The organism is Planctopirus hydrillae (genome assembly GCF_001707835.1).
GTDB classification, from domain to species: Bacteria; Planctomycetota; Planctomycetia; order Planctomycetales; family Planctomycetaceae; genus Planctopirus; species Planctopirus hydrillae.
The window spans coordinates 485358-511061 of record NZ_LYDR01000063.1 but is presented as its reverse complement, the minus strand read 5'-3'; the positions used below and the strand labels follow the sequence as shown (position 1 = coordinate 511061).

Annotated in this window: 22 protein-coding genes; 14 read left to right on the top strand and 8 right to left on the bottom strand. The window is 52.8% G+C overall.

Annotation, left to right across the window (positions count from 1 at the left end; all coding sequences use genetic code 11):
* Positions 1 to 51: 51 nt before the first annotated feature.
* Together xseB and A6X21_RS09450 are read left to right on the top strand one after the other, a co-directional pair.
* Positions 52 to 534, top strand: coding sequence for an exodeoxyribonuclease VII small subunit (xseB, locus tag A6X21_RS25750; protein ID WP_083233510.1), 483 nt, complete (start codon positions 52 to 54; stop codon positions 532 to 534).
* 106 nt (positions 535 to 640) lie between these two features.
* Complete coding sequence (locus A6X21_RS09450) at positions 641 to 1876, top strand: GTPase (RefSeq protein WP_165603740.1); 1236 nt, start codon at positions 641 to 643, stop codon at positions 1874 to 1876.
* Between the two features lie 64 nt (positions 1877 to 1940).
* Here the strand turns inward: A6X21_RS09450 and A6X21_RS09445 are convergent, their stop codons facing one another.
* Complete coding sequence (locus A6X21_RS09445) at positions 1941 to 2351, bottom strand: globin domain-containing protein (RefSeq protein ID WP_068847529.1); 411 nt, start codon at positions 2349 to 2351, stop codon at positions 1941 to 1943.
* 286 nt (positions 2352 to 2637) lie between these two features.
* Here A6X21_RS09445 and A6X21_RS09440 point away from each other — a divergent pair, with 286 nt between their 5' ends.
* Positions 2638 to 3480, top strand: coding sequence for a menaquinone biosynthesis family protein (locus A6X21_RS09440; protein WP_110766450.1), 843 nt, complete (start codon positions 2638 to 2640; stop codon positions 3478 to 3480).
* A gap of 207 nt (positions 3481 to 3687) precedes the next feature.
* On the opposite strand, the gene A6X21_RS09435 is transcribed toward A6X21_RS09440, so the two are convergent.
* Entirely contained in the window at positions 3688 to 5739 is a 2052-nt protein-coding gene (locus tag A6X21_RS09435) for an alpha/beta hydrolase-fold protein (protein ID WP_165603739.1), read from the bottom strand.
* A gap of 118 nt (positions 5740 to 5857) precedes the next feature.
* Positions 5858 to 6130 carry a CDGSH iron-sulfur domain-containing protein gene (locus tag A6X21_RS09430; RefSeq protein ID WP_083233493.1) on the bottom strand — a complete coding sequence of 91 codons (273 nt, stop codon included), beginning with the start codon at positions 6128 to 6130 and terminating at the stop codon, positions 5858 to 5860.
* A gap of 258 nt (positions 6131 to 6388) precedes the next feature.
* On the opposite strand from A6X21_RS09430, the gene A6X21_RS09425 reads away from it, so the two are divergent.
* The 9 genes from A6X21_RS09425 to A6X21_RS09385 all read left to right on the top strand — a co-directional run bounded on the left by A6X21_RS09425 (position 6389) and on the right by A6X21_RS09385 (position 15547).
* Complete coding sequence (locus A6X21_RS09425) at positions 6389 to 7525, top strand: hypothetical protein (RefSeq protein ID WP_068847352.1); 1137 nt, start codon at positions 6389 to 6391, stop codon at positions 7523 to 7525.
* Positions 7526 to 7627: 102 nt separating this feature from the next.
* Positions 7628 to 8653, top strand: coding sequence for a DUF6754 domain-containing protein (locus tag A6X21_RS09420; protein ID WP_240490217.1), 1026 nt, complete (start codon positions 7628 to 7630; stop codon positions 8651 to 8653).
* A 130-nt stretch (positions 8654 to 8783) separates the two neighbouring features.
* Positions 8784 to 9476, top strand: a complete 693-nt coding sequence (locus tag A6X21_RS09415; RefSeq protein ID WP_240490216.1) for a hypothetical protein — start codon at positions 8784 to 8786, stop codon at positions 9474 to 9476.
* Between the two features lie 145 nt (positions 9477 to 9621).
* Positions 9622 to 10149 carry a molybdopterin adenylyltransferase gene (gene mog, locus A6X21_RS09410; protein WP_068847348.1) on the top strand — a complete coding sequence of 176 codons (528 nt, stop codon included), beginning with the start codon at positions 9622 to 9624 and terminating at the stop codon, positions 10147 to 10149.
* Positions 10150 to 10239: 90 nt separating this feature from the next.
* Positions 10240 to 11673, top strand: coding sequence for an oxidoreductase (locus tag A6X21_RS09405; RefSeq protein WP_068847346.1), 1434 nt, complete (start codon positions 10240 to 10242; stop codon positions 11671 to 11673).
* 116 nt (positions 11674 to 11789) lie between these two features.
* Positions 11790 to 12767: a hypothetical protein gene (locus A6X21_RS09400; RefSeq protein WP_068847344.1), complete on the top strand. Its 978-nt coding sequence runs from the start codon at positions 11790 to 11792 to the stop codon at positions 12765 to 12767.
* 103 nt (positions 12768 to 12870) lie between these two features.
* A complete protein-coding gene (locus A6X21_RS09395; protein ID WP_068847342.1) occupies positions 12871 to 13515 on the top strand; it encodes a DOMON domain-containing protein in 645 nt (214 codons plus the stop codon).
* Positions 13516 to 13563: 48 nt separating this feature from the next.
* Complete coding sequence (locus tag A6X21_RS09390) at positions 13564 to 15033, top strand: outer membrane protein assembly factor BamB family protein (protein WP_068847340.1); 1470 nt, start codon at positions 13564 to 13566, stop codon at positions 15031 to 15033.
* A 139-nt stretch (positions 15034 to 15172) separates the two neighbouring features.
* Positions 15173 to 15547 (top strand): DUF2237 family protein, encoded by a 375-nt coding sequence (locus tag A6X21_RS09385; protein WP_068847523.1) that lies wholly within the window; start codon positions 15173 to 15175, stop codon positions 15545 to 15547.
* A 485-nt stretch (positions 15548 to 16032) separates the two neighbouring features.
* Here A6X21_RS09385 and A6X21_RS09380 read toward each other — a convergent pair whose 3' ends face one another.
* From A6X21_RS09380 to A6X21_RS09370, 3 genes are all read right to left on the bottom strand, one after another.
* Entirely contained in the window at positions 16033 to 17130 is a 1098-nt protein-coding gene (locus tag A6X21_RS09380; RefSeq protein WP_083233491.1) for a ThuA domain-containing protein, read from the bottom strand.
* Positions 17131 to 17233: 103 nt separating this feature from the next.
* Positions 17234 to 18538 carry a glucose-1-phosphate adenylyltransferase gene (locus A6X21_RS09375; protein WP_068847339.1) on the bottom strand — a complete coding sequence of 435 codons (1305 nt, stop codon included), beginning with the start codon at positions 18536 to 18538 and terminating at the stop codon, positions 17234 to 17236.
* A gap of 410 nt (positions 18539 to 18948) precedes the next feature.
* Positions 18949 to 19131 carry a carbon storage regulator gene (locus A6X21_RS09370; RefSeq protein WP_068847337.1) on the bottom strand — a complete coding sequence of 61 codons (183 nt, stop codon included), beginning with the start codon at positions 19129 to 19131 and terminating at the stop codon, positions 18949 to 18951.
* 378 nt (positions 19132 to 19509) lie between these two features.
* On the opposite strand from A6X21_RS09370, the gene A6X21_RS09365 reads away from it, so the two are divergent.
* Both A6X21_RS09365 and A6X21_RS09360 read left to right on the top strand, forming a co-directional pair.
* Positions 19510 to 22845 (top strand): PVC-type heme-binding CxxCH protein, encoded by a 3336-nt coding sequence (locus A6X21_RS09365; protein WP_240490215.1) that lies wholly within the window; start codon positions 19510 to 19512, stop codon positions 22843 to 22845.
* Positions 22846 to 22907: 62 nt separating this feature from the next.
* Positions 22908 to 23984 (top strand): galactose-1-phosphate uridylyltransferase, encoded by a 1077-nt coding sequence (locus tag A6X21_RS09360; RefSeq protein WP_068847333.1) that lies wholly within the window; start codon positions 22908 to 22910, stop codon positions 23982 to 23984.
* 17 nt (positions 23985 to 24001) lie between these two features.
* Here A6X21_RS09360 and A6X21_RS09355 read toward each other — a convergent pair whose 3' ends face one another.
* Both A6X21_RS09355 and A6X21_RS09350 read right to left on the bottom strand, forming a co-directional pair.
* Positions 24002 to 24562 carry a GNAT family N-acetyltransferase gene (locus tag A6X21_RS09355; protein WP_083233489.1) on the bottom strand — a complete coding sequence of 187 codons (561 nt, stop codon included), beginning with the start codon at positions 24560 to 24562 and terminating at the stop codon, positions 24002 to 24004.
* A gap of 166 nt (positions 24563 to 24728) precedes the next feature.
* Entirely contained in the window at positions 24729 to 25634 is a 906-nt protein-coding gene (locus A6X21_RS09350; RefSeq protein WP_083233488.1) for a sugar nucleotide-binding protein, read from the bottom strand.
* Positions 25635 to 25704: the final 70 nt, after the last annotated feature.

The following is a 25704-nucleotide window of genomic DNA, read 5'->3' as shown; positions in this document are numbered from 1 at the left end:
GGTTGTTACACTTGAAATCAGATGGAATCCCTCGGAATCGACAGGATGAACATGGCTCGCAAAAAATCGTCATCATCAACGGAAGGCCCCTCTTTTGAAGAGGCCCTTGAGGAACTTCAAGGGATTGTTGATCAGTTGGATGAAGGCCAGTTACCACTGAATGACGCTCTTCAAGGGTTTGAGCGGGGCATTCATCTGTATCGGGTTTGCAGCGAAATTCTGGAGAATGCTGAATCGAAAGTTGAGATGCTGCAGTCGCAACTGAAAGGATCCGGGCCAGAGGCCATTCCCGTCGATTCCATCATTAAAAGTACCTTGGATTCCAGCCTCGAGAAGGCTCCGCCGATGTCGTCAGATGGCACAGTGGTTGCCTTGAGCCGTGTTCCAGCCACAGAGCCGGAGGCACCTTTTGATACACAAGTTGATGATACACAAGTTGATGTTGATCCAGGCCGCGGCACTGAACAACTTTCTTCAGAAGATTTGATGAGATCTGAAAATAACTCTCCTCGCCCCAAAGCAGGGCTGTTTTAATCTGAGTTGTTATTCTCGAAGCAAACGATTCAGTAACCAACATGATGTTCGCGTGCCCTGCCTTACTACGGGATGAGCCTCGTTTCTACACAGGATGGGAGTTTTCGTGAACCAGGAACGCTCACATCAGGCACCGCTCGCCGAGGGCAGGCAGCAGAATGTTGTCCAGCTCGGTTCTCAAAAAATGAGTGCCATGCCGATTACCGCAGCACAGTGGTCACCGGCTGGACGTTCTGCGATTGCGCTGGTTCGCGTTTATGGCGATTTAAGTCGTCTGAGTTCATCGGCCCAACAATTGTTTCACTCGGCCGGGCAGGTCAACTGGACCAGTCTTCCCGAGAAAAGTGTGCATTATGGCCACTGGGGATTGGGACATGTTGAAGGGGTTGTCCTGACTCAGATTGAAAAGGATGTTCTGGAAATCTCCTGCCATGGAGGAACTGCTGCGGTCGAAAACCTTTTGACTTCGCTGCAGGGAGTTGGCGTAATTGTGCAGTCGTGGCAGCAGCAACTGGCCTCCCGCAAAAACTATCTGGTTGCCGAATGCACAGAGGTGCTCACTCGGGCCGTGACTGTCAGATCGGCTCAATTGATTCTGGCCCACAGTCTCGAAAAACTCCCGGAATTCGCGGCAGATATTAATTGGCCCGCAGATGACCAATCGCGAAATGAAGCGATCCGATCAGTGGAGTTGAGTCTCAAATGGTGGGAGACTGGTCGACGTCTGACAGAAGGCTGGGTGGTATCGATTGTGGGTTTGCCCAATGCCGGAAAATCGAGCCTGATCAATCGACTGCTGGGATACGAGCGTTCTATCGTGATTGATCAACCCGGGACCACGCGCGATATTGTACGGGCTTCGACTGCGATCGGTGGCTGGCTGGTTCATCTGGCCGATACCGCAGGTGTTCGCGAAAGTGAAGACCCGCTCGAAGCGGAAGGTATCCAGAAGACGATGGCCACTGCCGGGCAGGCGGATCTGGTGATTTATGTGGTCGATGCTAGTCAATCATTGCAAATGGCTGACGTACAGCTTTCCCGCCAGTTTCGCGATGTGGTGGTGCTCCTCAACAAGTGCGATCTCCCCATGGACCGCGACGTGTTGCAACAATGGCCAGACGCCCTGCCCATTTCGACAGTGACATCTCAAGGCATTATGCCACTGCTGGACATACTGGCGCGTCGACTCATGCGTCGTGGCCCTGCACCAGACGTCATGATTCCCGTCACCTTGCGACAGCAGAGTTGCCTGCAGAAAGTTCTGACAGCACTCAAAACTTCAGATATCGACCAGTATCTGTTGGCAAAACATGAGCTGGCCTCTGGAAATTGCTCCAACTGACAATGAGGGACTTCGCTTGTCAGGAGGTTTTCAGTTTTCAAACAACCGATCGCTGCGATTTTTTTTAGCGGGATTGAGGTCGGTTGATGAGAAACGTGGCTGTCTCAGAAAGAAACTGCGTGACAATGTTCACATAAGGCTGTGGGAGCGGGACTTCAGCAAGTGCTTCGGTCATCAGCTCCATCCACCGATTTCTGGCCGCTGGTGTGATCGCGAAGCTGGCATGTCTCATGCGCAGCCGTGGTGCGCCCCGCCTCGTGAGGTAGTCCTGTGCTCCTCCCAGTCGATAGACCAGAAAGTCTGCCAGGCGGGTTTCGGCAGCTTCCCACTCGTCGGGAGGATACATGCCACCGACAAGCACATCATGCCGAACACGCTGGTAGAACGCGTGCACGAGTTGCCTGATAATGGGTTCACCAATTGCGGGAATCACGGTCGAAGGAAGATCCACAGAAGGTTGCGCCGGCTCAGACAATCGAATTCGACTCCCCATTGAAGCCACAGTTGTTCCCGTCAACTCTGTCATCCCATCGCAGGAATGGACCAGTCGATTTCTCACACACTGTGTTTTCAATCCCAGTGAACCATTGGTGCTCAACAGATGTTAATCGCCCGGGACGTGTGCGGTTAAACCAAAAAATGACTATAACTCAACCGACGTTCTCGTAAAGCGAAACGCAAGGTTGATTGAAATTACTGAAATCACCTCTTCAGGGTGCATGGCTGAAATTTGTCTGTTAACTGCTGTGAAAGTGCGATCCGTGGATAATCGAACCCTTATTCGTGTTGGCCATAGCCCTGATCCTGATGACGCCTTCATGTTTCATGCATTGGCGAACGATAAAATTCCAACGGGCCAGTACGTTTTCACTCACGAACTCCAAGATATCGAGACGCTCAACCAGCGGGCGTTCCGTGGAGAGTTAGAGCTTTCTGCAGTCAGTCTGCATGGTTACGCCTATTTGACAGACAAATACGCTTTGTGTGCCTGTGGCTGCAGCATGGGAGATAATTATGGTCCCATGGTTGTTGCTCGTCAGCCGATGGAAATTGACGATCTGATTGGCAAGAGGATTGCCATTCCAGGAAAGTTGACCACAGCCGTTTTGTCTTTGCGATTACTGCTCGGAGATCGTTTTACTCCCGTTCTTTATCCCTTTGACGAAATTTTGAATGTGGTCGAGCGTGGTGAAGTCGATGCAGGGCTGATCATTCACGAAGGCCAGTTGACCTATGCCACCCAAGGTTTAAGTCTGGTGGTCGATCTGGGGAAATGGTGGCTGCAGAAGACCGGGCTTCCCCTGCCGCTGGGAGGCAATGCCATCCGGCGTGATCTGGGCCGCAAAGCGATGGAAGAAGTCACTGCTCTGCTCAAGCAGAGTATTGTCTATGGCCTTGAACATCGCCAGGAAGCGTTGGGCCACGCCAAGAAGTACGGCCGAGATCTCGATGACCACAAGGCCGATGTCTTTGTCGGCATGTACGTGAATGACTGGACGATCGACTTTGGAGATCGAGGCCGTGAAGCCGTGAGATTGCTCCTCGCGAGAGCTTTTGAACATAAACTCATTCCGCATCCGGTCGAGTTAGAGTTCATTGGCTGATTGCGGGTTCATGTGAATCCGTTTCGTGAGATATCTTCATGTGGCATTGGGTAGCTGGCTTGCAGCAACTCAATGCCACATGTGTTTTCTCCCACTGAAAATCGCTCGGCGCTCATGACTCATCGCCCTCACTGATGGCGTTGAGTCATGAGCATATGCACGAAGCTGTCTCTTGGGAGCATCATCCAAGCTGTCGTCGAAATGTCATCATTTCTGATTTTCAACGGACTGTTGCTGAGGAATTTGCCACCGGCTGTCGAGGATCAGATTCTCCACAATATCTTCCCGGAAACTGCCGTTTTCCTGCTGCTCAAAACGAATGACTGCCAGATCTCCCAGACGAGGATATAGCTGCGCGTTGGAACCTTTGAACTCAGCTTCATGGAATGTGTGACCACTGTTGATCACAACGTATTTCAGCGAGTTCAGGGGATTCGGCACAATCATCGCGATGGCATGGTTCTGAGGTGAAAACTCTTTGCCGTTCACGACAATTTTGTCTTTTGTCCATTCGATCGGAAGTTGATCGATAATTCGAGCGATCACTGTGTTCGATCCGGGATCTCCCCACAGGACCAGATTCTTGTCCATGAGAATCTCATCACTCAGACCGTTATCCACAATTGCCGGCGGTCTCCCGCGCAGCCACCGATCAAACTCCTGCTGACTTCTCTTGAGAGACCAGTTCGTGTAGGCCTCGTGACCACTATTCCATGCCCGCCCGCTCCCCGTCACGTTGACGAATGGTTGAGTGAAGGCATCATCAATCGGGCCCTGCAGGCGATGATGCTTATGCCTCATGTCATTAATTTCGACATCGCGCGAGGCTTTGTACTCCAGTTGCTTCCAACCATTGCCACGAAGTTCGTAATACACATCGGGAAGCAAGCCTTCGGCTGCATTTCGGAGAGGCAAAACCTCGCTGCCATCAATCCGGATCGACTCGGCAGCCTGGCGATCCACACTCAGGATCGCCACGTTTTTCGTCGAGACTTCGACAAGGTCAGCGTCGTTTTTAATTTCGGCATCAATCGTCGAAAGCTGGTATGGGAACTCCTGTCGAATGACTTTCAGCCAGTCGGCCTCGGGGTATTTGACTGTCCAGGTCGTGAAGCGAATCTTTGGATTCAGTGGAAAACGGACGCGCCCCGATTGGCGATATCGATCATGAAAAGCCTGAAATTCCTGCTCGGATTCAGGATGCCACTTGTGAGCCACCCCCTGCCCGATCAATACCGGGATTTCCACTCCCGCTTCACGAGCCGCTTTCTGCATGGTCTGTGCGGCCGCCAGTTGAGGATCCTCCGATCCACCGTAGCCAATCATGGGAACTAATCCCGCATTGGGGGCATAGTCGACCGCATCGTAGATACGCAACAGCTCTCGACGCGGAGATTCGATGGGCTCTTTGAGCTTCTGATAGGCAATCGTGTCTGCAAAGCCGGCACCAGCTCCCACAGAAGACCATCGATCCGGATGATGGACACCCAGATGCCAGGCGCCGGCACCACCCATGGAGAATCCCCACAGGTTGATTCTCTGATCATCTATGCGAAATCGCCTGGTCACATCCCGGATCGCTTCAAAGACATCTGTCTCTCCGGCCCAGCGATAGGCGTTGTTTCCTCGTCCAAAGACTTCCAGACGAAAATGTTTTGGCGACTGCTTTAGAGTCTTTCCTTCATGCTGGTCAATGAATTTCACTTCGTTCAAATCATTGTCCCGGCCATGAAGCACAACTTCGAGTGGCCATCGATCCGTGCTTTCCTGCTGATAACCTTCGGGAATCCAGAGCGAATAAGGCTGGATCGATTCATCGACTTCCGAGACATAACCCAGAACATGCTGTCCACCGGGAGCCGTCCAGGGCGCTTGTTTTTTCTCAGCGGCAGCGACTCGATTCAGCCCTTGTCTGGTGACTCGAAGAAGTGCATCACGTTGGGTGCTGTTGCGAATTTCCTCATGACGCAAAGCCCAGTCAATGGCTTTGGGAAACACCTGGATGTCTGCAGGCTGGGCAGGTCGGGGGAGTTCTAAATCCTTGAGTTCGCTGACCTGTCGCAGCTTCTGGATTTCTTCGATACTCGTCAGTGATGCCGGATCGATCGGTTCGGGTGGAGTTTTTCTGGTCGTCACCTGGGCGAGAAGAGGCGCGTTTGTCGTTGTTGATTGCGCTGCCAGCGGGTTTATGCAGATGAGGTTCAACACCAGCAAACCACAACCTCCAAGGCCATGACTCCAGCGGGAGGAGCAACTCATTCGCCACAAGTCTGAAAAAGTGATCCATCCGGTATGAGCATTCAAATCCATAGTGGTTTCTCGAAGAAGTGTCATTCAAGTTGTCTGGTTTGATGGAATGGGAACAGGTCAGAGCATTTCAAGTTGAAGCATCTGGTGAGTTGCGGCCCGTGGCAAGTTCTGTGGCGATGAAGCCGCACTGTCGATGTGCCCCGTCACAGAAAGGCTTGTTCTGGCTGGCCCCACAGCGACACAGAGCGATGTTCTTTCCCGGGGGCAGGTCAAACCGCGAGTATTGATGATCAATGATTGTCACCGGGCCAGTAATGACCAGCGGGCCATTTTCGCGAGTGCGTATGATCACTTCGTTCATCGGGGGCTGTATCTGGAGGGGATCAACTTGAGAATTCATATCAGATCATCAGACCATTTCGACGGTGCTACTGGGCTGGAATCGATTTGGGAAATCGACACTCGATCTCTGTGATCAACATCTGAAAGCTTAACGTAACCAGCCGCTCAATGCCCTGAAAATTCAAGGGGTCGGTCTTAATGATCAAGTCGAGAGACGGTTTGCCGAATCTCACTTTGGTCATAGAGGCAATTTTTGATTTGTGAGCTTGTGGCAAGTTCTGTAGAACATTGCCAGGTTTCCAACAGAAAGTTCAGCATGGCGAAAGCCTACGTCCCAGGACTGACAATCAGCCGCCAGACCGTCTGGCATTCGAAGCGATTACTGCCGATTCCTGGCGAAGTACTGGCTTCTGTAGGAGATGTTGTCAGTGCTCGTCAGGGAGTGGCTCGAGCTCAGCTCCCGGGTGAACCGTACCCGGTCAACATCGCCCGCCTGCTGCAGGTTTCTCCCAGCGATGTCCCCAAGTTCCTGCTGAAGAAGTTGGGCGACCCGATTTCGATGGATGAGGAATTGGCATGGACCGGTGGACTTTTCGGGTGGTCGCCTCGCAGTGTCTGTGCTCCCTGTGGCGGTGTTGTCGAATCGATCTCTCCCATTACCGGGCAGGTCCTCATTCGCAGTGAACCACAAATCATCGAGGTGGCTGCCTATTTGAGTGGAGTCGTGACCGAAGTCGTTCCTCAAGAAGGCGTGGTGGTCACCAGTCGAGCTGCTGTTGTCCAGGGGATTTTTGGAATCGGATCTGAAGCGTATGGCGAAATTGTGCTCGCTGGCCAGTCACCCGAGGAGACTTTGACAGAAGATCGCTTGAACAGCAGCCACCGTGGGAAGATTGTCGTTGGTGGCGGTCGCATGACGGAAGGATCTGTTCGTAAAGCGGCTGATCTGGGAATCTCAGCTCTGGTTTCGGGAGGGATTGATGATTCCGACTTGCGCGAGATTCTGGGGTATGATCTGGGAGTCGCGATCACCGGTACGGAAAAACTTGGTACGACTCTGGTCATCACCGAAGGATTTGGTGAGATCCCGATGGCCAGACGAACTTTTGAACTTTTCAAATCAAAAGTTGGTTCCTACGCCTCCTGCAATGGGGCCACTCAAATTCGTGCTGGTGTGATGCGGCCTGAAGTCGTGATTCCGGAAGTTGAACAGAACAATTTGGCGATCTCGGTAGAAACAGGTCGATCACAGGAACCGGTGTTTTTGACCGATGGTGCAGCAGTACGCATCATCCGAGATCCGTGGTTCGGTGTGATTGGTAAGGTTTTGAAGTTACCGCATGAGCCACTGCTGCTCGATTCGGGTGCGAAAGCACGTGTATTGATTGTGGCTCTGGCCGATGGTCGTCATGTGACAGTACCCCGCGCAAACGTTGAATTGCTGGAGACCTGACAGATGGGATCGTCACATGTTGAATGGCTGTCAGGCAGAGTGTATTCCTCAACCGGTAACGCGTCGCGTTCCGTTGGGAGATGGTCGATTGGTTTATTGGCCATGATGTGGGTCTTGGCGATTTGTTCGTTTCCTTTGGCAGCAGTATCGCAAGCGTCCGAAACAATCGCCCTCCAGGAATCTCAAGGAGTCCCCTCCACGGCTCCGTCTGATGTTCAGAAGAAATCCTCTTCCGATGTGGTTACTCCTTCAGCAGAGATGGCCACGCCTGCTGCCAATGCAGCCGCAGATAATCCCGTGGAAGATACGGCCTCGAAGCTATTCTCGGAGAAAAGGTTCTGGTCGCTGATTCTGGTGCTGGCGGTCTGTTTCAGCGTGTTGATCTGTACCTTCCGCGCAAGAATGGGTGCCAAAGTTTATGTCCGACCGATTGCCGGTTTGAAGGCCATTGAAGAAGCCGTGGGGAGGGCAACCGAAATGGGGCGTCCTGTGTTGTTCGTCCCCGGAATTATGGATTTGAATGAATTGCAGACCGTGGCCGGTCTGAGTGTCCTTTCGTCAGTGGCTAAAGAATCGGCAGCCTACGAGAACAATGTTCATGTCCCGACAGCCAGGTCACTGGTGATGACGGCTGCTCGTGAAGTGGTTCAGGCGGCATGTATCGAAGCTGGAAAACCGGATGTCTATAACGATGACTCGGTTCGATACATCACTGATGAACAGTTTGCTTATGTGGCTGAAGTTTGCGGCTGGACACAACGGGAAAAGCCAGCGGCGTGCTTTTATATGGGTCAGTTCTTTGCGGAATCACTTCTGCTGGCCGAAAATGGAAATTCAGTCGGCGCGATTCAAGTCGCCGGTACTGCGGAATCCTCCCAACTTCCGTTTTTTGTGGCATCGTGTGATTACACACTTCTAGGAGAAGAATTGTTTGCCGCTTCGGCCTATCTTTCGGGTGAGCCACAGCAACTTGGGAGTTTGCAGGGACAGGATCTGGGAAAAGCACTGGCAGTGACTTTGCTATTGGCAGGATGCCTGCTCGTCACTCTGGTGCAGTTTGAAGGATTAGGGCCCTTCCCCCAAATGGCCTATGATGTGCTGTATCATCAGATTCTGGGGAGAGATTGATTTCAACGGCAAATTGCGATGATTTTTGCTCGAAAAGCCTCCGTTGAATGAAGGCTTTCAACCCGCATCCTCTGAATCCTTGATTTGTAGTTCCTTCGGTAAGTCCTATTTCGGGAAGATCCAGCGACTGATGTTCAAACGGCAAATACCAATGCTGATTGCCATGTTGACCGGACTCATCATGGTGGTTTCATTTTTCTCACCCAGACTGGAGTGGATGAGTGCCGTTGTGGAGTCGTGGTTCCTGATCCTGGCAGCCATTGCCATGCTGCTGGGTGGGGCCAATCTCTTCATGCATCATTCAAACCTGATCTACAACCAGAAGCCCGGCTGGGGATACTCCGCTCTCACTCTGGCTGGTTTTCTAATCACTCTCGTGGCCGGTCTCTTGAAACTGGGTGTGCCGCTGACTCCTCAGTTTCCGGAACATGCGTGGGCTGGAAGTTTTGAAGAACAGCCCGGAGTGATCTGGTGGCTGTATGAGTACATCATCAAGCCATCGACAAGCACCATGTTCGCATTGCTGTCTTTTTTTGTGGCTTCCGCGGCCTTTCGTGCCTTTCGCGCAAAAAGCACTGAAGCGGCTCTGCTGCTGGTGACGGCTCTCATCGTATTGCTGGGGCGATCTTATGCCGGCACAATCTTGTCAGCACCCGTTGGCGATGCCTATTCTTTCGCCGCGTTGACCGATTTTGTGATCATGAGTGTCATCAATACCTCCGGGCAGAGAGCCATTGTGATTGGAATTGCTCTGGGTGTGGCGGCCACCTCACTGCGGATTCTCCTCGGGATGGATCGCTCTTATCTGGGTGCTGATGAATAGCCGGCATCACTCCTCTGGGATTCTTCCACGACAAATGTCAGTCCGAGCACTCCCCAGCGATAGGAACCCTGATATCATCTGGATTCCTCAATACTTCTGCCGTCGCAAGAGTTAACAGGAAGTTGTGTTCATCTGAGGAAGTGAGATGCTGCGAGTCGGGATCGTGACAATCTCTGATCGTGCCAGTCAGGGCGTTTACGAAGATCGAGGCGGCCCTGCCATCAGAGAATACCTCGATGATGTTCTTGCGTGTGAGTATGAGGTCGATTACCGCCTGATTGCTGATGAGCAGCCGCTGATTGAAGCGACGCTGATTGAACTTGCGGATCAATCAAACTGCAGCTTGATTGTGACGACTGGAGGCACCGGGCCAGCCCTGCGGGACGTGACTCCCGAAGCCACAACCACTGTCTGCACGAAGCTTCTCCCGGGATTTGGAGAGTTGATGCGGAAGGTTTCGCTGGAGAAAGTTCCTACAGCCATCCTTTCGCGACAGACGGCCGGGATTCGTGGTCGTTCATTGATGATCAATCTCCCAGGACAACCACGCGCCATTCGTGAATGTCTCGATGGGGTTTTTGCAGCGGTTCCTTACTGCATTGAATTGATTGGCGGCCCAGTCTTCGACACTCGTCCCGAAAGACTCGTGGCTTTCCGGCCCCGGAAATCATGAACTGTGCAAAGGGTGTCGCTTCGTTCTGATGATTGTACCAGACGTATCGTTTAACTGAGTGATAAAGATCGACAGCTTTTGAGGTGAAACTTGGCACGCTATTTCAAATACAAATCTTCAGACGACGTGATTGCCGATGCCGCCCGGTTGGGGCATCGCCTTGAAGCCAGCAAGGATTTATCGCCACTGTTTCAATCGATGCCGGTTGGTGGTCGGCAGGTCGGTAACCGATTGTGTATTCAGCCGATGGAAGGTTGTGATGGAACGCCGGCAGGTTTTCCTGATGAGCTGACTTTCAGGCGATACGTACGCTTTGGAGCTGGTGGTGCAAAACTGATCTGGGGTGAGGCGACGGCGATTGAAGAACGCGGGCGGATGAATCCGCGGCAACTCCTGATTTCTGAAGAAACGATGCCCTCGCTGGAAAAGATGCTCAACGATTGTCGTCTGGCTCATCGAGAGGCGGGCTTCTCGACAGACGATCTGCTACTCGGTCTGCAATTGACGCATTCCGGACGCTACAGCTACCGCACGCCACTTATGGCCATGCGAGACCCGATTCTGGATCTGGTGACCATCGATAAGCAAACAGGGCAACTCGTTGCTGCCGACAAGCCCGTGCTGACGGATGCTGAGTTAGAACAGATTGGCGAGCTTTATGTTCTGGCGGCCCGCCGGGCTTATCAGATCGGTTGCGATTTCATCGATATCAAGCAGTGCCACCGATATCTGTTATCCGAGCTTCTGGCAGCCCGAATTCGGCCGGGAAGTTATGGCGGTTGTCTCGAAAATCGCATGCGGCTGGTTCTCGATGTGATCAAAGCCATTCGAACAGAAGTCCCGGACCTGATTCTGGCAACTCGCATGAATGTCTTCGATGGCATTCCGTTCAAAGGGCAAGGTGAAGAGTTCATCGGGCAGCCGATTCCAGTCACGTTCCCTATTGAAACCAGCTTTGGTGCCTGTGCCACCGATCCCTTGCAGTTCGACCTGACAGAGCCTTTGGAAGTGGTACGGCGGTTGGTGGATGCAGGAATTTCGCTGTTGAATGTTTCGGTCGGGAACCCTTATGCCTGCCCGCATTATGTGCGTCCCGCTGAACAGCCACCAGTGGATGGTTATCACGCCCCCGAACATCCACTGCTGGGGGTATTGCGGCACTTTGAAGTGACAAAAGAGGTGCAGAAGGCAGCCGGTGCAGTTCCAGTGGTGGGGAGTGGGTACAGTTGGCTGCAGGATTACGCTTTTGAGATCGGGGCTGCCAATGTGAAGCAAGGCAGTTGTCAGTTTGTGGGGCTGGGGAGAGGTTCACTCTCTCAGCCGGATTTTGCGATCCATCTGGCAAAGAGCGGGGCTTTGAACCGGAAGACTGTCTGTCGAACGTTTTCTTATTGCACAAATCTGATGCGTACCAAAGATCACCCCTGGGGACAGTACGCCACGGGTTGCCCGCCCTTTGATAAGGAAGTTTATGGCCCACTCTGGAAAGAGGCCGAAGGCAAACGCAGTGCTGCCAGCAAATAGTTTTGTCCGTTCATCATGAATGTCTGGCAAAAATTGCCGTTCCGAAAATCTGCTCTGTTCGATGGGGATTGCCAGTTGTACGATGTTGGCACATTTCCCACGGATGGGGTCAAATCATGGCCGGTTATCGTCATCTCTTCGCGATCTGTTTCTTGTCATCATCTTCTCTGGTGATGATGCCCGAAGGCTTTGCGGCGGATCAGGATCCCGTCGCGAATCCCAGGATCGCCGTACCCGTGGATGGCCATGCCTCACCAGTGCCGACTGCGGAAGTTGCGGGTAGTACCCCTGCCCCGTCGCGGGTGATCAAAGTCAGTCGCGATCCCAGCGGTGAAATTCATATCTCACTCTCGGTTAATTCTCCTGAAGGAACATCTTCCCGCATCTGGAGGGCAAGGAGTCTGCCCGATCTGAAATCGAATCAGCCTGAGGGGTATGAAATTTTTGTTGAGTTTCTCAAAGGAGAAGTGGCCAACCGCGCCAGGCAGCGCGGCTTAGCCCGTGAGAGACAAAAACGGGAACAGGAGGGATTGCCTGTCGAAGACCATCCGGATGGACTTATCCAGGAAATACCTGCTCAACCCGAAGCGGAGCGGGTGGCTCAGCCAGAACCGATCCGCATCCGTGAAATTGCCAGGTTGCCAGTGGTTGTTCCCCAGTCAAGTGCAGCGTGGCCTTCAAGTGAATCTCAGCCACGGCAGATCCAGGCCGATATTCATGGCGGGCGCATTGATATTCGGGATGATGTCGATGGCACGATTGCAGTCAGTTGGCAACCCCGAACAAATGCTGCCGGACGAGAGCGATTCTGGGTTGGGAACTCAATTGAGAAATTGAAAGAATCTGACAGCGAGTTGGCCCGGTGGTATTTGCAACTGACGGGCGGGCCACCCACTGTTCTGCCGACCGATCCAACCACACTCATTTCCAACTCAGGTCTCTCTGTGATCGGATTGCCACCACCTCCTCCGCCAGTTGATCCGGCGAATGTCGAGGCAATCGTGCCTGTGACAGAAGTGGGAGGCTTGCCTCTGGTTCCTCCACCCATCGTCATTCCCCAGGAAGACCTGCCGCTGAAAGCACCTGTCCCTTGAGTTGGGACAATTGATAGCAGGTGGATTTGCGAAAACTGGCCGGGAGTTCCATGATTCAAGAAGAGATGATGCAATTCAGTTTCTTCACATGGAAATTTGCCAAGTGATTCCTGCGTTATTTGCATTTCGATTTGAATGGCCAGTCCCCAGGCTTGAGCCGTGGAAGAGAGATTCTGCGAACTGGGTTCCCATCGACGCTCAGCATCGATTGCAGAGAATTGAGCTGGACTCTAAGACCGCGCGAAACTCGCTCGAAGTTTATCTTGGCTGGAATGCTGAGGGATTGGGTGTTCGCTGTCTCGCTGGGAATCTCCCAGATCGACCAGTCTCGAACCCATTGCAGGCGAGTTCGACCGATGGCCTGCAGATCTGGATCGATACGCGAAATACCCAGAACATTCATCGTGCTTCCCGGTTCTGCCACCACTTTTGTTGCCTCCCCACAACGACAAAAGGGGCGCAAAAGGGAGTGGTGATTCAGCAGCCGATTGCTCGCGCAAAAGATGAGCAAACGCTGGCCAATCCCGATGAAATTCCCTGTCGCAGTCGAGTCGATGCCCACGGATATGACCTGGAAGTCTGGCTACCGGCTGGAAAGCTTGAAGGGTTTGATCCCATCGGCAGTCCACGACTCAGCTTTTACTATCGATGGATCCACCATGGAATTCCTGATCAGTTTCTGACAGTGGGGCTGGAGTTTCCCGTGGATGCTGATCCGAGCTTATGGCAGACCATTGTCTTATCATAATTACCAAAGGCTTCTCCGGCAGGCGATTCTTTGAATAGGGCTTTTCACATGACAATCTCTGCAGCACGTCGAGCAGGACGAGCCATTGCATCGGTGCCAGGTGTGCTGCTGCTGATGGGCTTGATTTTGTCAGCTCCGGGTGATTCGACTCAGGCCGAAGATTGGCCATGGTTTCTGGGTTCGACACATCTCGGAATCTCCCATGAGAAAAATCTTGCGAAGAAATGGCCTGCTTCAGGGCCTCCCGTTTTATGGAAAGCCACGATTGGTGAAGGCTATTCGGCACCTTCTGTTGTCGGCGATCGAGTGATCATTCATCACCGGATCAGAAAACAGGAGTTTGTCGATTGCCTGAAAGCCACCACTGGCGAAAGGCTCTGGCGATATGAGACCACCACGTCGTATGTCGATCCTTATGGATACAATGGCGGCCCGAGAGCCACTCCGCTGATTGCCCAAGGTCTGGTGATCACCTTTGGACCAGAGGGTCGACTGATCTGCCTGGATCTCGAACATGGCCAACGGAAGTGGGAAGTGGATTGTGCCAGAAAATGGCGGGTGCCCGAGCATTTCTTTGGATTTGGCTGCAGCCCGATCATTGATGGCCAGCGTTTGATTGTCCTCGTAGGCGGACAACCGAATTCGGGTGTCGTGGCCTTTGATCTCGCCACAGGAAACGTCCTTTGGGAAGCCGTGGGAAAATCGACCTGGGATGGTTGTGTGACTTCAACAGGAAAGCCATACCGCTGGACCGGCGAAGAAATGGTTGTCAGTTACTCTTCGCCTGTCATTCATGAAGTCGAAGGCAGACGGCATTTACTTTGCCTGATGCGGCAAGGATTGGTCTCGCTCGATCCAGAGACCGGCAAGGAACGATTTCACTACTGGTTCCGCGCGAGAGTCCATGAATCGGTGAATGCGGCCCGGCCTGTCGTCTGGGATCGAAAAATTCTTTTAGTCGCGGCTTATGAAGCCGGATCTGTGCTGCTGGAACTTCAACCTGGCGGGACGGGTGTTAAAGAGGTCTGGAAGAAACCCGATCAATTGCAGGCCCACTGGTCAACTCCCTTTTATGATCAAGGTGTGATCTATGGATTTTCTGGCCGGCATGAAAACGGTGCGATGCTTCAGGCGGTCGATGCTGAATCGGGCGAGCTTTTGTGGGAAGAATCTGGCTTGAATATTGATGCCGAACTTCTGGAGAGAAGTTCGCAGACAGGTCGATTAAAACGCCGCGATACGGGTGAAGAGGTTCCCTGGCCATTTTTTGGGCGAGGCTCAAAGATTCGCATAGGAGATCGGTACATCTTATGGAGTGAACGTGGCACTCTCATGCTGGGGGAACTCTCTCGACAGGGGTATCGAGAGGTGAGTCGTGCTGGATGGGAAGATCTCAGTTATCCCACGTGGGTGGCGCCAGTTCTTGCCAATGGTCAATTGTATCTGCGGGATGAAGACACCCTGCTCTGCCTCGATGTCGCAGAACCCCGTATCGAGTCAAAAACATCTGGTGAGTGATCACGATTTTGATTCAGGTCCATTTCTGGCAGTTGCATCAGACGAACTCTTTAGCAATGCTGCATGCAGTTGATCGGATCGCCAGGTAATGAAAGCTCCGGCAGAACTGTCCTTTGGTTCCAATGGAGGAGTATTCGTCATGAGAACAGCCAGTAATGTCCTGGGTACTCCACTGATCCCCTGTGGTTTTGACCCTTTGACGGGCTTCTATCGAGACGGCTGCTGCAATACCGGGGGTGACGACACGGGCCTGCATCTGGTTTGTTCAGAAGTCACCGAAGAATTTCTGCAGTTTTCCAAGGCGCGTGGTAATGATCTCGTGACGCCGGTTCCTCAATGGAATTTTCCGGGATTAAAGCCCGGAGACCGCTGGTGTCTGTGTGTTGTCCGTTGGAAAGAGGCGCTCGAACACGGCGTCGCTCCTCCCGTGGTTCTTGAAGCAACCCATATCTCGACACTCGAATTTGTGACACTCGACGAACTCAACGAGCATGCAGTGTCATCCAGTGACTGACGAAGCGGAGCTTGTCAAAAGTTCTGTGGCCTATCACGAGCCATTGTCGTGGTATCAAGCAGGCTCTGGCTCACCTTACACCTCAGCCAGATGGCCTATGGCAGGCGATCTGAAACCATCGTTTTCCATGAGACACAAGCGCTCTGCGTGCCATCCTTGCAGCTCTGGGCTGTCTCCTACACACAACTGTCACCCAGGGGTGGCCCGGCCAACTCGTGGCCGGGTCGTTGTGGCTTTGCACATCGACAAGAAGCCGCGGCATGCGAATGCCCTGTCACAATACTTACCGTGGTCTTGTGTGGCACGACCCTGAAGGCCCTGCGAAAGGGCGTGGATTTACGCCTTTCTACTTTACGTCCGGCGACCATTCTCACTCCATAAAATCACCCCGCCAACAATCGATGCTGACGGGGTTTCTCGAAGTCTTGTCGACGAAGCCGATTTCGATCCTGCAAACGCTGGCTGGCAGGGAAAGCAAGTCGAAACTAACGACTGGCCGCCTGTTGAAGTTCGGCGGGTGACATCTTCAGATCGGCGGGTTTAATCCCCTTTTTGTAGGAACCAAAGCCATACATGGTCGGTACAAATTCGCCGACAAAAGCCACATTTGAGGAAGGACTAATGGCAGCTTCCTGCCCCAGTCCCCAATAGACCGCATTGATGATCATCCTGCGGACACCTTCGTTTTGAATGTCGGTGGCTGAGCCCATCGTGGTCGTGAAAATGCGACTGGTGGCGCCGGTTTCATGTTTGTGGTCACGAGTCCAGGCTATTGGCTGCATGGGGTTGTTCTTCTTCCCTTCCACGGCGGGTGAATCTGGTTCCAGAGTTTTGGTCACTTCTCCACGCATCAGAATAGTGGCATCGGCTGGTGGATTGGCTGTGTAAACATCGGTGTCGCCAAAGACATCTTTCACGCCTCGCAGAATCGGGTGCTCGGCTTGTGAGGGCTCGATAATGCCTCGGGTTCCTTCCACTTTGTGATGACCATGATGTGCCACCCATGTTTCTCCCAGAATCTGCTTACCAAAGCCACCTTTCCATTCGGGAGCTTTCGAATAGTTCCAGCCATATTTAGCAAAGGGGCTGTCTGAGTTACCGCCATAGTTGAAAGCGTGTGTGCTGGTACGCAGCGCAATCACTGGTTTGCCAGCTTCGACAGCCTTGATGAATCGAGCCATGGTTTCATCGGGCCATTGACGAAATCGCAGCAGCATCACAAATGCATCAGCGGTATCGATAGCTTCGGGATGACTGAGAGACTTGCCGTTTTGAGGATTGATATCCCCTGTGCTCTCATCAATGGAGAAGAGTACTGTGCATTTGAAGCCATGGCGGGCTGCCAGAATTTTTGCCAGTTGGGGAAGGCATTCCTCCGAACGATATTCTTCATCGCCTGCCAGGAACACAATGTGTTTTCCCTGACCTGGGCCGGCTGAGCCTTCGTAGACAACATAGTCTTCGGCAGCGTTAAGGCAGGATGTTGCGAAACTTGCTGTCAGGCACAATGTTCCAATGAACGAGTAGATCGCTGGAGTGAAACTTGTCAGGAAGCGAAAAGTCGATTGATTTGCAGGGAACATGAAACGGCCCTCCCAGTGTGTCTATCAACAGAGTTCGGAATCGATACCTGATTGCCACAGATCAGTCTGTGGCAGGCAAAACCGGTTGTGGAGCAGACGAAATTCAGCGTGATGCCCCGAGTGCTTCCAGAGACCATCCGTCGGGCAAGGTGGTGCCTTTGGGAACGACGAGCACACCATCCTGCAGCACGAGTGGACTGTCTTTGGGGAGTGTCCCCGTCTGGCAGTTGGTGATCTTCACGTTGTTCCCAATGCGGCAATCTTTATCAATGATGGCGCCGTCGATAATGCAACCGTCGCCAATCCCCATGGGAGGAATACCCAGCTTACGGTTGGCCGCCAGTTCGGCTTCAGTTTCGTATGAGTCGGCACCCATAATGATCGTGTTGCGAATTGTCGATTTCTTACCAATCCGGCAACGCAACCCGATCACGCAATTCTCGAGAACTGTTCCCGTCCCGACAGCGACTCCATCAGCAATGAGAGTCTGAGTGGCGGTCGCCCCTTCGAGACGGACTGGTGGCAAAAATCGGGCGTGAGTAAAGATCGGGCGTTTCGCATCTGCGAGGCTGAAAGGCGGACTCGACTTGGCCAGATCGAGATTGGCATCGTAGAACGAACGGATGGTTCCAATATCTTCCCAGTAACCATCGAACAGATGCACCTGAACTTTATGGGTGCGGATCGACATGGGAAAAATCTCTTTCCCGAAGTCGTGGTAGTCGCTGCGGGACAGCAGATCGACGAGTACGTCGCGATTGAAGAGGTAAATCCCCATGCTGGCGAGGCAATCTCGGCCTTTGCTCTCAATCCCCTGGGCGTCGATCCATTTGGGGTCCATTTTGACGAGATCGATTTCCTCGTCGGTCTGGGGCTTTTCCAGGAAGCCGAGCACCTTGCCAGTGTCGTCCAGACGCATAACACCGAAGCCACGGGCAGCTTCTCTGGTGACAGGTAATCCGGCGATCGTCACATCGGCTTTTGCAGCCTGATGTGTCGCGATCATTTCCTGGAAGTCCATGCGATAGAGTTGGTCGCCGGAAAGGATGAGAACGTAATCAATCCCCTTCTGTTCGAGATGTCGCATATTTTTGCGAACAGCGTCGGCAGTCCCCTGGTACCAGGCTTCTCCTTCCATGGTCTGCTGGGCCGCCATGATCTCGACAAATCCGCCATCAAACCGGTCGAAGCGATACGTCTGGCGAATGTGTTTATGAAGACTCACGGAGTTGAACTGTGTCAGCAGATAGATTCGATTCAACCCGCTGTTCAGGCAGTTGGAAATCGGGATGTCGATCAGGCGATATTTTCCGCCCAATGGAACTGCTGGCTTGGAACGGTCTTTGGTCAGAGGGTAAAGGCGAGTCCCTTTGCCACCACCAAGAATTACAGACACAACATTACGCATGAATGCCTCAGATGTTGATTCGAGTCAGAAAGGGCGAGTGAATACAACGGCGGAGCGACAGGTCAAATTGCTCCGGCAACACATCAACTGCTATTCATACGGACCCGCACGCAGGGACGCAATCTCTAAGGAAGGTGAATCCTGCGAATTGTGGTCGATGGCCCGATGTGCTGCGGTGTATTTCTCCAGGACAGAACGACTCTCAGCAAGCCTGCGAGGGTGAAAGGTCCCTTGAAAGAACGCCGATTCTGTCCGACTCCTCAACGGCCAGGATTTACAAATATGGCTGGCACTTTGCGGACGCTCGATGAATGAGAGAAGATGTGCTGTGGCAAAGATTCTCTGCTCCACATTTCACGACCACCTATGGCCGTCGTGGAATTCACCGGGCCGGCGGCATTGTGGGGGATTTACTTGCAAGTGACTTCGGAGAGCTGACGAGTGGAGGTTTTTTCCAGTCGCTCAATCCGTACTTCAGATGGTGCCTGAATTCCCAGTCTCACTCGCCCGCCGCCGACGTTCACAACAGTAATTGTAATCTGGGAGCCACCCAGTTGGATGGTTTCATTGGTCTTGCGGGTGAGAACAAGCATTCGATCATCCCTTCTCGAATCAAGTAAGTTTGCTGACTCTGTGACTACAATTGAGCATTCAGTGTGCCGATACCGTTGAGAAAAGGAGGGTTGTGGTTTCCTTTGTTCTATAAAGTATTTTATTTCAGAGACTTATGTTGTGTTGTGGTTTTCTGGTCAGGTGATTGAAAAGTACTGGAGTCCAGCATTCTGGATGGATTTCTTCCATGAAGTCCTGTTTTCGAACATTTACGGTTCATTGATGGCTGTTTCAAAAGAGTACACACTCATTCGCTGTTGCATAATGCAACACTTCGGTTGAACGGAGAATGGTGTGTCTTTTCGATCAACTGACATTAGACTGATTCACATGTGTTTTCTCGATAATGAGCGTTTTTAATGAGAATCTACGATATGGATCGATTGAGTTTTCGAGTCGCTGTGCTGGCTTTGGCCGCAGCATTCCCCATGCTTCAGGGATCGTTTGGTCAGGACAGCTATTCGCCACCGATCAGCGAAAAGTCAGATGAAGCGGAACTGGCGAAATCTCGATTCAAATTTCCCAAAGGTGTAGAAGTCAAGCTGGCGGCTTCAGAGCCGGAACTTGCCAACCCTGTCGCTTTCTGTTTCGACGAACAGGGAAATCTCTATGTGGCTGAGACATTCCGCCAAAGCAAAGGCGTGGAAGACAATCGCAGCCATATGAACTGGCTCCAGGATGACCTTTCTGCCCAGACTGTTGCTGATCGCGTGGCCTACATGCGGAAGCACATTGCCGATGCTGACAAGCGCTACACCAAAGAACACGACCGCATTCGAAAACTCGAAGATCGCGATGGTGATGGTGTCTACGAAACAGCCACTGTCTTTGCTGATGGGTTCAACGATATCGCCGACGGCACAGGTGCTGGCATACTCGCATGGAATGGAAACGTCTATTACACCTGCATCCCCAAACTCTGGATGCTCACCGATACCAACGGCGATGGCGTAGCTGATCAGAAAAAAGTGCTCAGCGAAGGCTATGGGGTCAGGTTCGCTTTTCGTGGGCACGATTCCCACGGCTTAGCCATCGGTCCCGATGGCAGGCTCTATTTCAGCATTGGTGACCGCGGCTACAACATTACGACTCCAGAAGGCAAACTCGTTAATCCCGATCGTGGGGCCGTTTTTCGATGCGAACCTGACGGCAGCCACCTTGAAGTCTTCGCCACAGGATTACGCAATCCTCAGGAACTGGCGTTTGATAATCGCGGCCGCCTTTTCACTGGTGACAACAACTCAGATGGTGGCGACAAAGCCCGTTGGACATACGTCATGCGTCAGAGCGATACCGGTTGGCGCATGAACTATCAGTATCTCAACGATCGTGGCCCCTGGAATCGTGAAAAGCTCTGGCACCCGGCTCATCCGGAACAGGCGGCATACATTGTTCCCCCCATCTTGAACTTTTCCGACGGGCCATCAGGATTGACTCATAATCCAGGAACCGGCCTGCCTGCCAAGTATGACGACTGGTTTTTTCTGGCAGATTTTCGCGGGACACCTGCCATCAGTGGGATCCGCGCAATGGTGAATAAGCCCAAGGGGGCTGGTTTCGAACTGGCTGAATCCGAGATGTTCATCTGGGGCATTCTCGCGACAGATGTCGATTTCGGATACGACAGCAATCTCTATGTCACTGACTGGGTCAACGGTTGGGAAGGTCTGGGTAAAGGCCGCGTCTATCGATTTGCCGATACTGCAAATACCACCGGTGGTGAAGTCGCAAAACTCTTCCGCGAAGGTTTTGCAGATCGATCCATCGAGGATCTGACAAAGCTGTTGTCTCACGCTGATTATCGCGTGCGGCAGCGAGCACAGTTTGCCCTCGTTTCCAGGCAAGCCACCCAGGTGCTGGCTCAGCAGGCGACGAAGAACTCGTCCCTGTTTGCCAGACTGCATGCCATCTGGGGCCTGGGGCAACTGGCGCGACAGAAACTTCCGACCGCAGAACTGCTCCTACCGCTCCTGTTGGATCCTTCAGCCGAAGTGCGGGAAGCCACTTGCGTGGTTTTAGGTGATCTTCGCTACCAACCTGCTGCTGCCCAGTTGGCAAAACTGCTGAAAGATGCAGATGCTCATGTCCAGGCGCAGGCAGCCATTGCCCTGGGCCAGTTGAAAGGGCACGGTCAGGAAAAAGCTTTGGTCGAAGCTCTGGCAGTCTGCAACAACACAGATCCGTTCTTGCGACATGCTTTGGTTGTAGGTCTGACAGGTGTCAGTGATCCCCAGCAGATTGCGGCACTTCTAAAGAATCCTTCCCCTGCCGTCCGCCTGGCTGCCGTGGTGGCATTAAGGCGTATGGAATCTGTCGAGTTGGGGATTGCCCTCTCTGATGCCGATCCTCTCATTGTGCTCGAAGCGGCCAGAGCCATCCATGATCTCCCGACAACGACTCATCTGGAAAAGCTGGCGGCTCTGCCCATCACTGGTTCGACTTCTGACGCGCTGGCCCGCCGGATTCTGAATGCGAATTATCGCCTGGGGAACGTTGAATCAGCTCTACGGGTGGCACAGGTCGCGGCGAATTCTTCGATATCAGAATCACTGCGGATCGAGGCGATTGAAGAGTTGCTCAACTGGAACAGCCCTGCCGTTCTAGATCGTGTCCTGGGTGATTATCGCCCACTGGCAACTCGAAATGTGGAGATTGCTGACGCCATCAGACCACTTCTGACGTCGATGCTGGCCAGCCCGACCAAAGTTCGAGAAGCAGCCACAAAGCTCGCTGCCAAGTATGGCATTGAGGAAGTTCAGCCCATTCTGCGAGAAGCGGCTCTCTCGGTGAAAGCCGAAAGTTCCGAACGATTGGCAGCACTGGCCGCCTTGAAATCATTAAAGGATTCTCAACTGACAGAAATCGCTTCGAAGCTGATTGATGATGCGAACCCGGAGGTTCGAGCCGGCGCTGCTGCTGTCCTTGTCAAACTGGATGGTCCTCGATCTTTGAAATACTTGGAAACCTTGACGCCCCAATCCCCCTCCGTCGAGGTGCAACAGGGAATCGCCACGTTGGCAAGTCTGTCTGATGAACCAGCACAGAAAACCCTGGATGCCTGGTTTCTTCGACTGGCAGATCGGTCGTCACCGCCAGAAGTCTGGCTGGACTTAATTGAAGCGGCTCAGAAGAAAAAATCGGAAGTCTCGAAAAAGGCACTCGCCAGTTTTGAATCTTCGCGAGATGCGAACGATCATCTCTCGAAACATCGTGAGCTTGTGGCTGGTGGTGATATCGAACGTGGTCGAGATATTTTCTTCAATCGCAGCGAAGTGAGTTGCCAGCGCTGCCACAAAGTCGGTTCTCAAGGTGGTGAGGTGGGGCCTGTTCTTACAAAAATTGGCGCCGAAAAATCACCCGAGTATCTGCTCGAAGCAATCGTCGATCCCAATCGAGTGATTGCCAAAGGCTTTGAAACAGCCATTCTTGGCATGGAAGACGGCCGTGTGCTGGTGGGAATTATCAAGTCTGAAAGTAATGGAAAACTGATTCTGCAACCTGCTGAAGGGCAACCCATCACGGTCAATGTGGCGGAAATCGAAGAACGCTCTGTCGGCAAATCCGGCATGCCCGAAGATCTTGCGGGCAAGATCTCCCGCCGAGATTTAAGAGACCTTGTCGCTTACCTGGCCAGTCTGAAGCAGGATGCGGCCGCTCACGGCTCAAGCTCGGCCCATGGTGCAGCACATCCGTAAGAGCTGAATTTCGAACATCGGAATGGCATCGTTCAATGAGAAACGGCGGCTGGTGCGGAGGTATGAAAAGTGAACTTCGAGTCGATCCCATAACGAACGATGTGGTTCTGATTTCGCCCGTTCGCAGTGAGCGACCAGTTCATCTTCAAGCGGTTTCGGCTCCGATCAGTCGCCATTCAAAGCCATCAAGCGACTCAACAGATCCGTTTCTGGAAGGAAATGAGCAACTGACAGAGTCAGAGTCGCTGGCGATCCGTATGGAGGGAAGTCTCCCCAATACACCAGGGTGGCTCGTTCGTTGCATTTCCAATCGTTACCCGGCTGTTTTCCCATGGCAGGAGTTTTGGAATCAAATTCCTCAGGGGGAAGAACTGTTATCGATAGTGGGGTCTAACAGTGATCTGGATCGAGCGAGGCAAGCTCCACTCGCCGGAATTGGCCTGCACGATGTGGTTGTCGAATGTCCTCATGATGAAACGCATTTGAGCAGGCTCTCGATTGACCAAATCGGACTGGTGATCAGTCTCTGGAGAGATCGATTGAGTGCTTACATGCAGGATGAGCACCACTGGCAGTACGGTTTGATCTTCAAAAATCATGGACGACTTGCGGGGGCATCGCTGCCCCATAGTCACTCCCAGATGATGGCACTGCCTTTCGTGCCACCTCGATTGCTGCACGAGTTCAACGCCTGTCGAGTCGCTTATAAGACATGTCGAGACTCATTATGGAGCCAGTTGATCGAGCAGGAAGAGTTGCTCAAGTTGCGTGTGGTTCAGAAAACCTCACGATTTTTGGCGGTAACGCCATATGCCAGTCGCTTTCCGTTTGAACTGCGTGTTTTGCCTCTCAAGGCGCAGGCACATTTCAGTTCCATCACCGATGATGACTGCGAGGAACTTGCGACCCTGCTCAAAGGATTATTGATTGCGCTGGAAACCGTGGCACATGATCCGGATTACAATCTGGTGATTCATACGGCACCACTTCGTGAGCAGGAGCCGTCAGATTTTCACTGGAGGCTCGAAATTTTGCCGCGTATTGGTGGGATTGCGGGCTTTGAATGGGGAACTGGCGCATTTATCAACGCTGTTCCCCCGGAAATCGCTGCTGCTCAATATCGCGAGGCACTTTCCTGAAGTACGACGATCCATCGTCAGGTGCTCAAGAGAGAGTCGTCGATAGCTTCTCGATACATCGTGCGAGTGATACAAAAGCCCAGAGAACGATAAAGCTCGACTGCAGAGAAATTGGTGGCAGTCACTTCCAGAGTCGCGCGTTTACGACCCGCTACGCGAAAGCCTTCAATACTCTTGAGTACCAGAGCTTTGCCAATCCCCAGGCGGCGATGTCCGGGGATCACTCCGACATTCTGAATCGAACCCAGATAATCTGAAGGGCAGATTCCCTGAATCGTCCCGCATTCGATAATCCCGTGATCGGCCGTTTGGTAACCGACCAGCCATGTTGCCTGAGGGCAGAAAGTTCGTTGAAGGGCGATCTCCTGCATCAGCCGCAGGCAGCCGTAATAATCTGCCAGGCAAGGGAAAACGTGAGAGTCGACCTCATGTCGAAAAGATTGCGACTTCACACTGGCATGGATTTCAAGTCGATCAGCCTGCCACGGCAGCCATAGATAATTCTCTGGCAGCACCGGTGATTCAACTGGCTGCTGAACCAGATCCAGTTCCATGCGGTAACGCTTGTAATACTGCACTGGATGTCCCTCCCACCCATGCAGCTTACTGGTCACTGGAGACGATGGAAAGAGGGGAGTTCGCCTCGAAGTGATTTTGGCAGGTTCTCCGCTGAATCATCGTGAAAAGTCGCCGTTTTCCTTAAAGATCAATCGGCCTCGGGCAATCAGGACCGGCGTCTGGTTTTCAGGCGGCAATCATTTCCTGATTCAGGAAATTCTGAGCTTCTGCTTCCTCACGAAGGGCATAAAGGCTGTCCATGAACATAGGCATGGAGATTCCCAGTGCCCGACGAATTTTTCGCGTCTGCAGGGAAGTCTCGCCAGCGGCAAATCGCGATATGCGAACTTCCAGCGGATGGAGTGGCCGCATGCGGTGCGCTTCCAGGTGGAAGACTTGTGCCAACCGATGGATAAACTGGGCACAACTGATCCGTTCGGCTCCGGAAATATGGTAAATCCCACTCAGTCCGCCAGCCCAGGCACGCTGAATCATCGAGATCAGATCGCGGACATAGATCGGCGAGGCATGTCTTGTGGTTTCCATGTCGATGGGAGACTGCTTCGATAATGCCCGCAGGGATTGTTCCAGCCACCCCTTTTCATGGTGCCACCCAAAGGGATGCGTGCGTACGACCAGGTGGCCGGCTGATGCGTCGAGGACGGCGGCTTCCAATTCACGCAGATGAGTTGCCGCTGGTGACGGGCAAACCGACTCACTATTTTCCGGGTGAAACATCCACGGGCCCGTGAAAATGGCATCTGATGAGATCAAGGTCATCGGGAGATGCTGCTCATGACAGGTTCTGGCCCAGTCACTGACATGACGTGTGCTGATGAACGGAGTGCAGGTGCCAATTGCCCAGCCATTTTCTCCCGCACCACCACAATGCACGACACGCCGAACGATACTTGTCCCGGGCTTTCGCGAATTGCTCTCGCGGATGATTTCCTGCAGGCGGCTGGCAGGAGCATTTAATGGCAGGCCCACTACGGAGACTTCATGGGATCCCTCAGGATCATGAATCTTTGATCCTTTGAGCCAGTTATGACCGACCATTGTCTCAGAACCGACAACGATTATTTCCTGCATGATGTTCAGCCTCCCTGCCAAACCTTCGGACGTGTGAGAACGGTCACACCTGCTCAAGGCCCCGTTATTC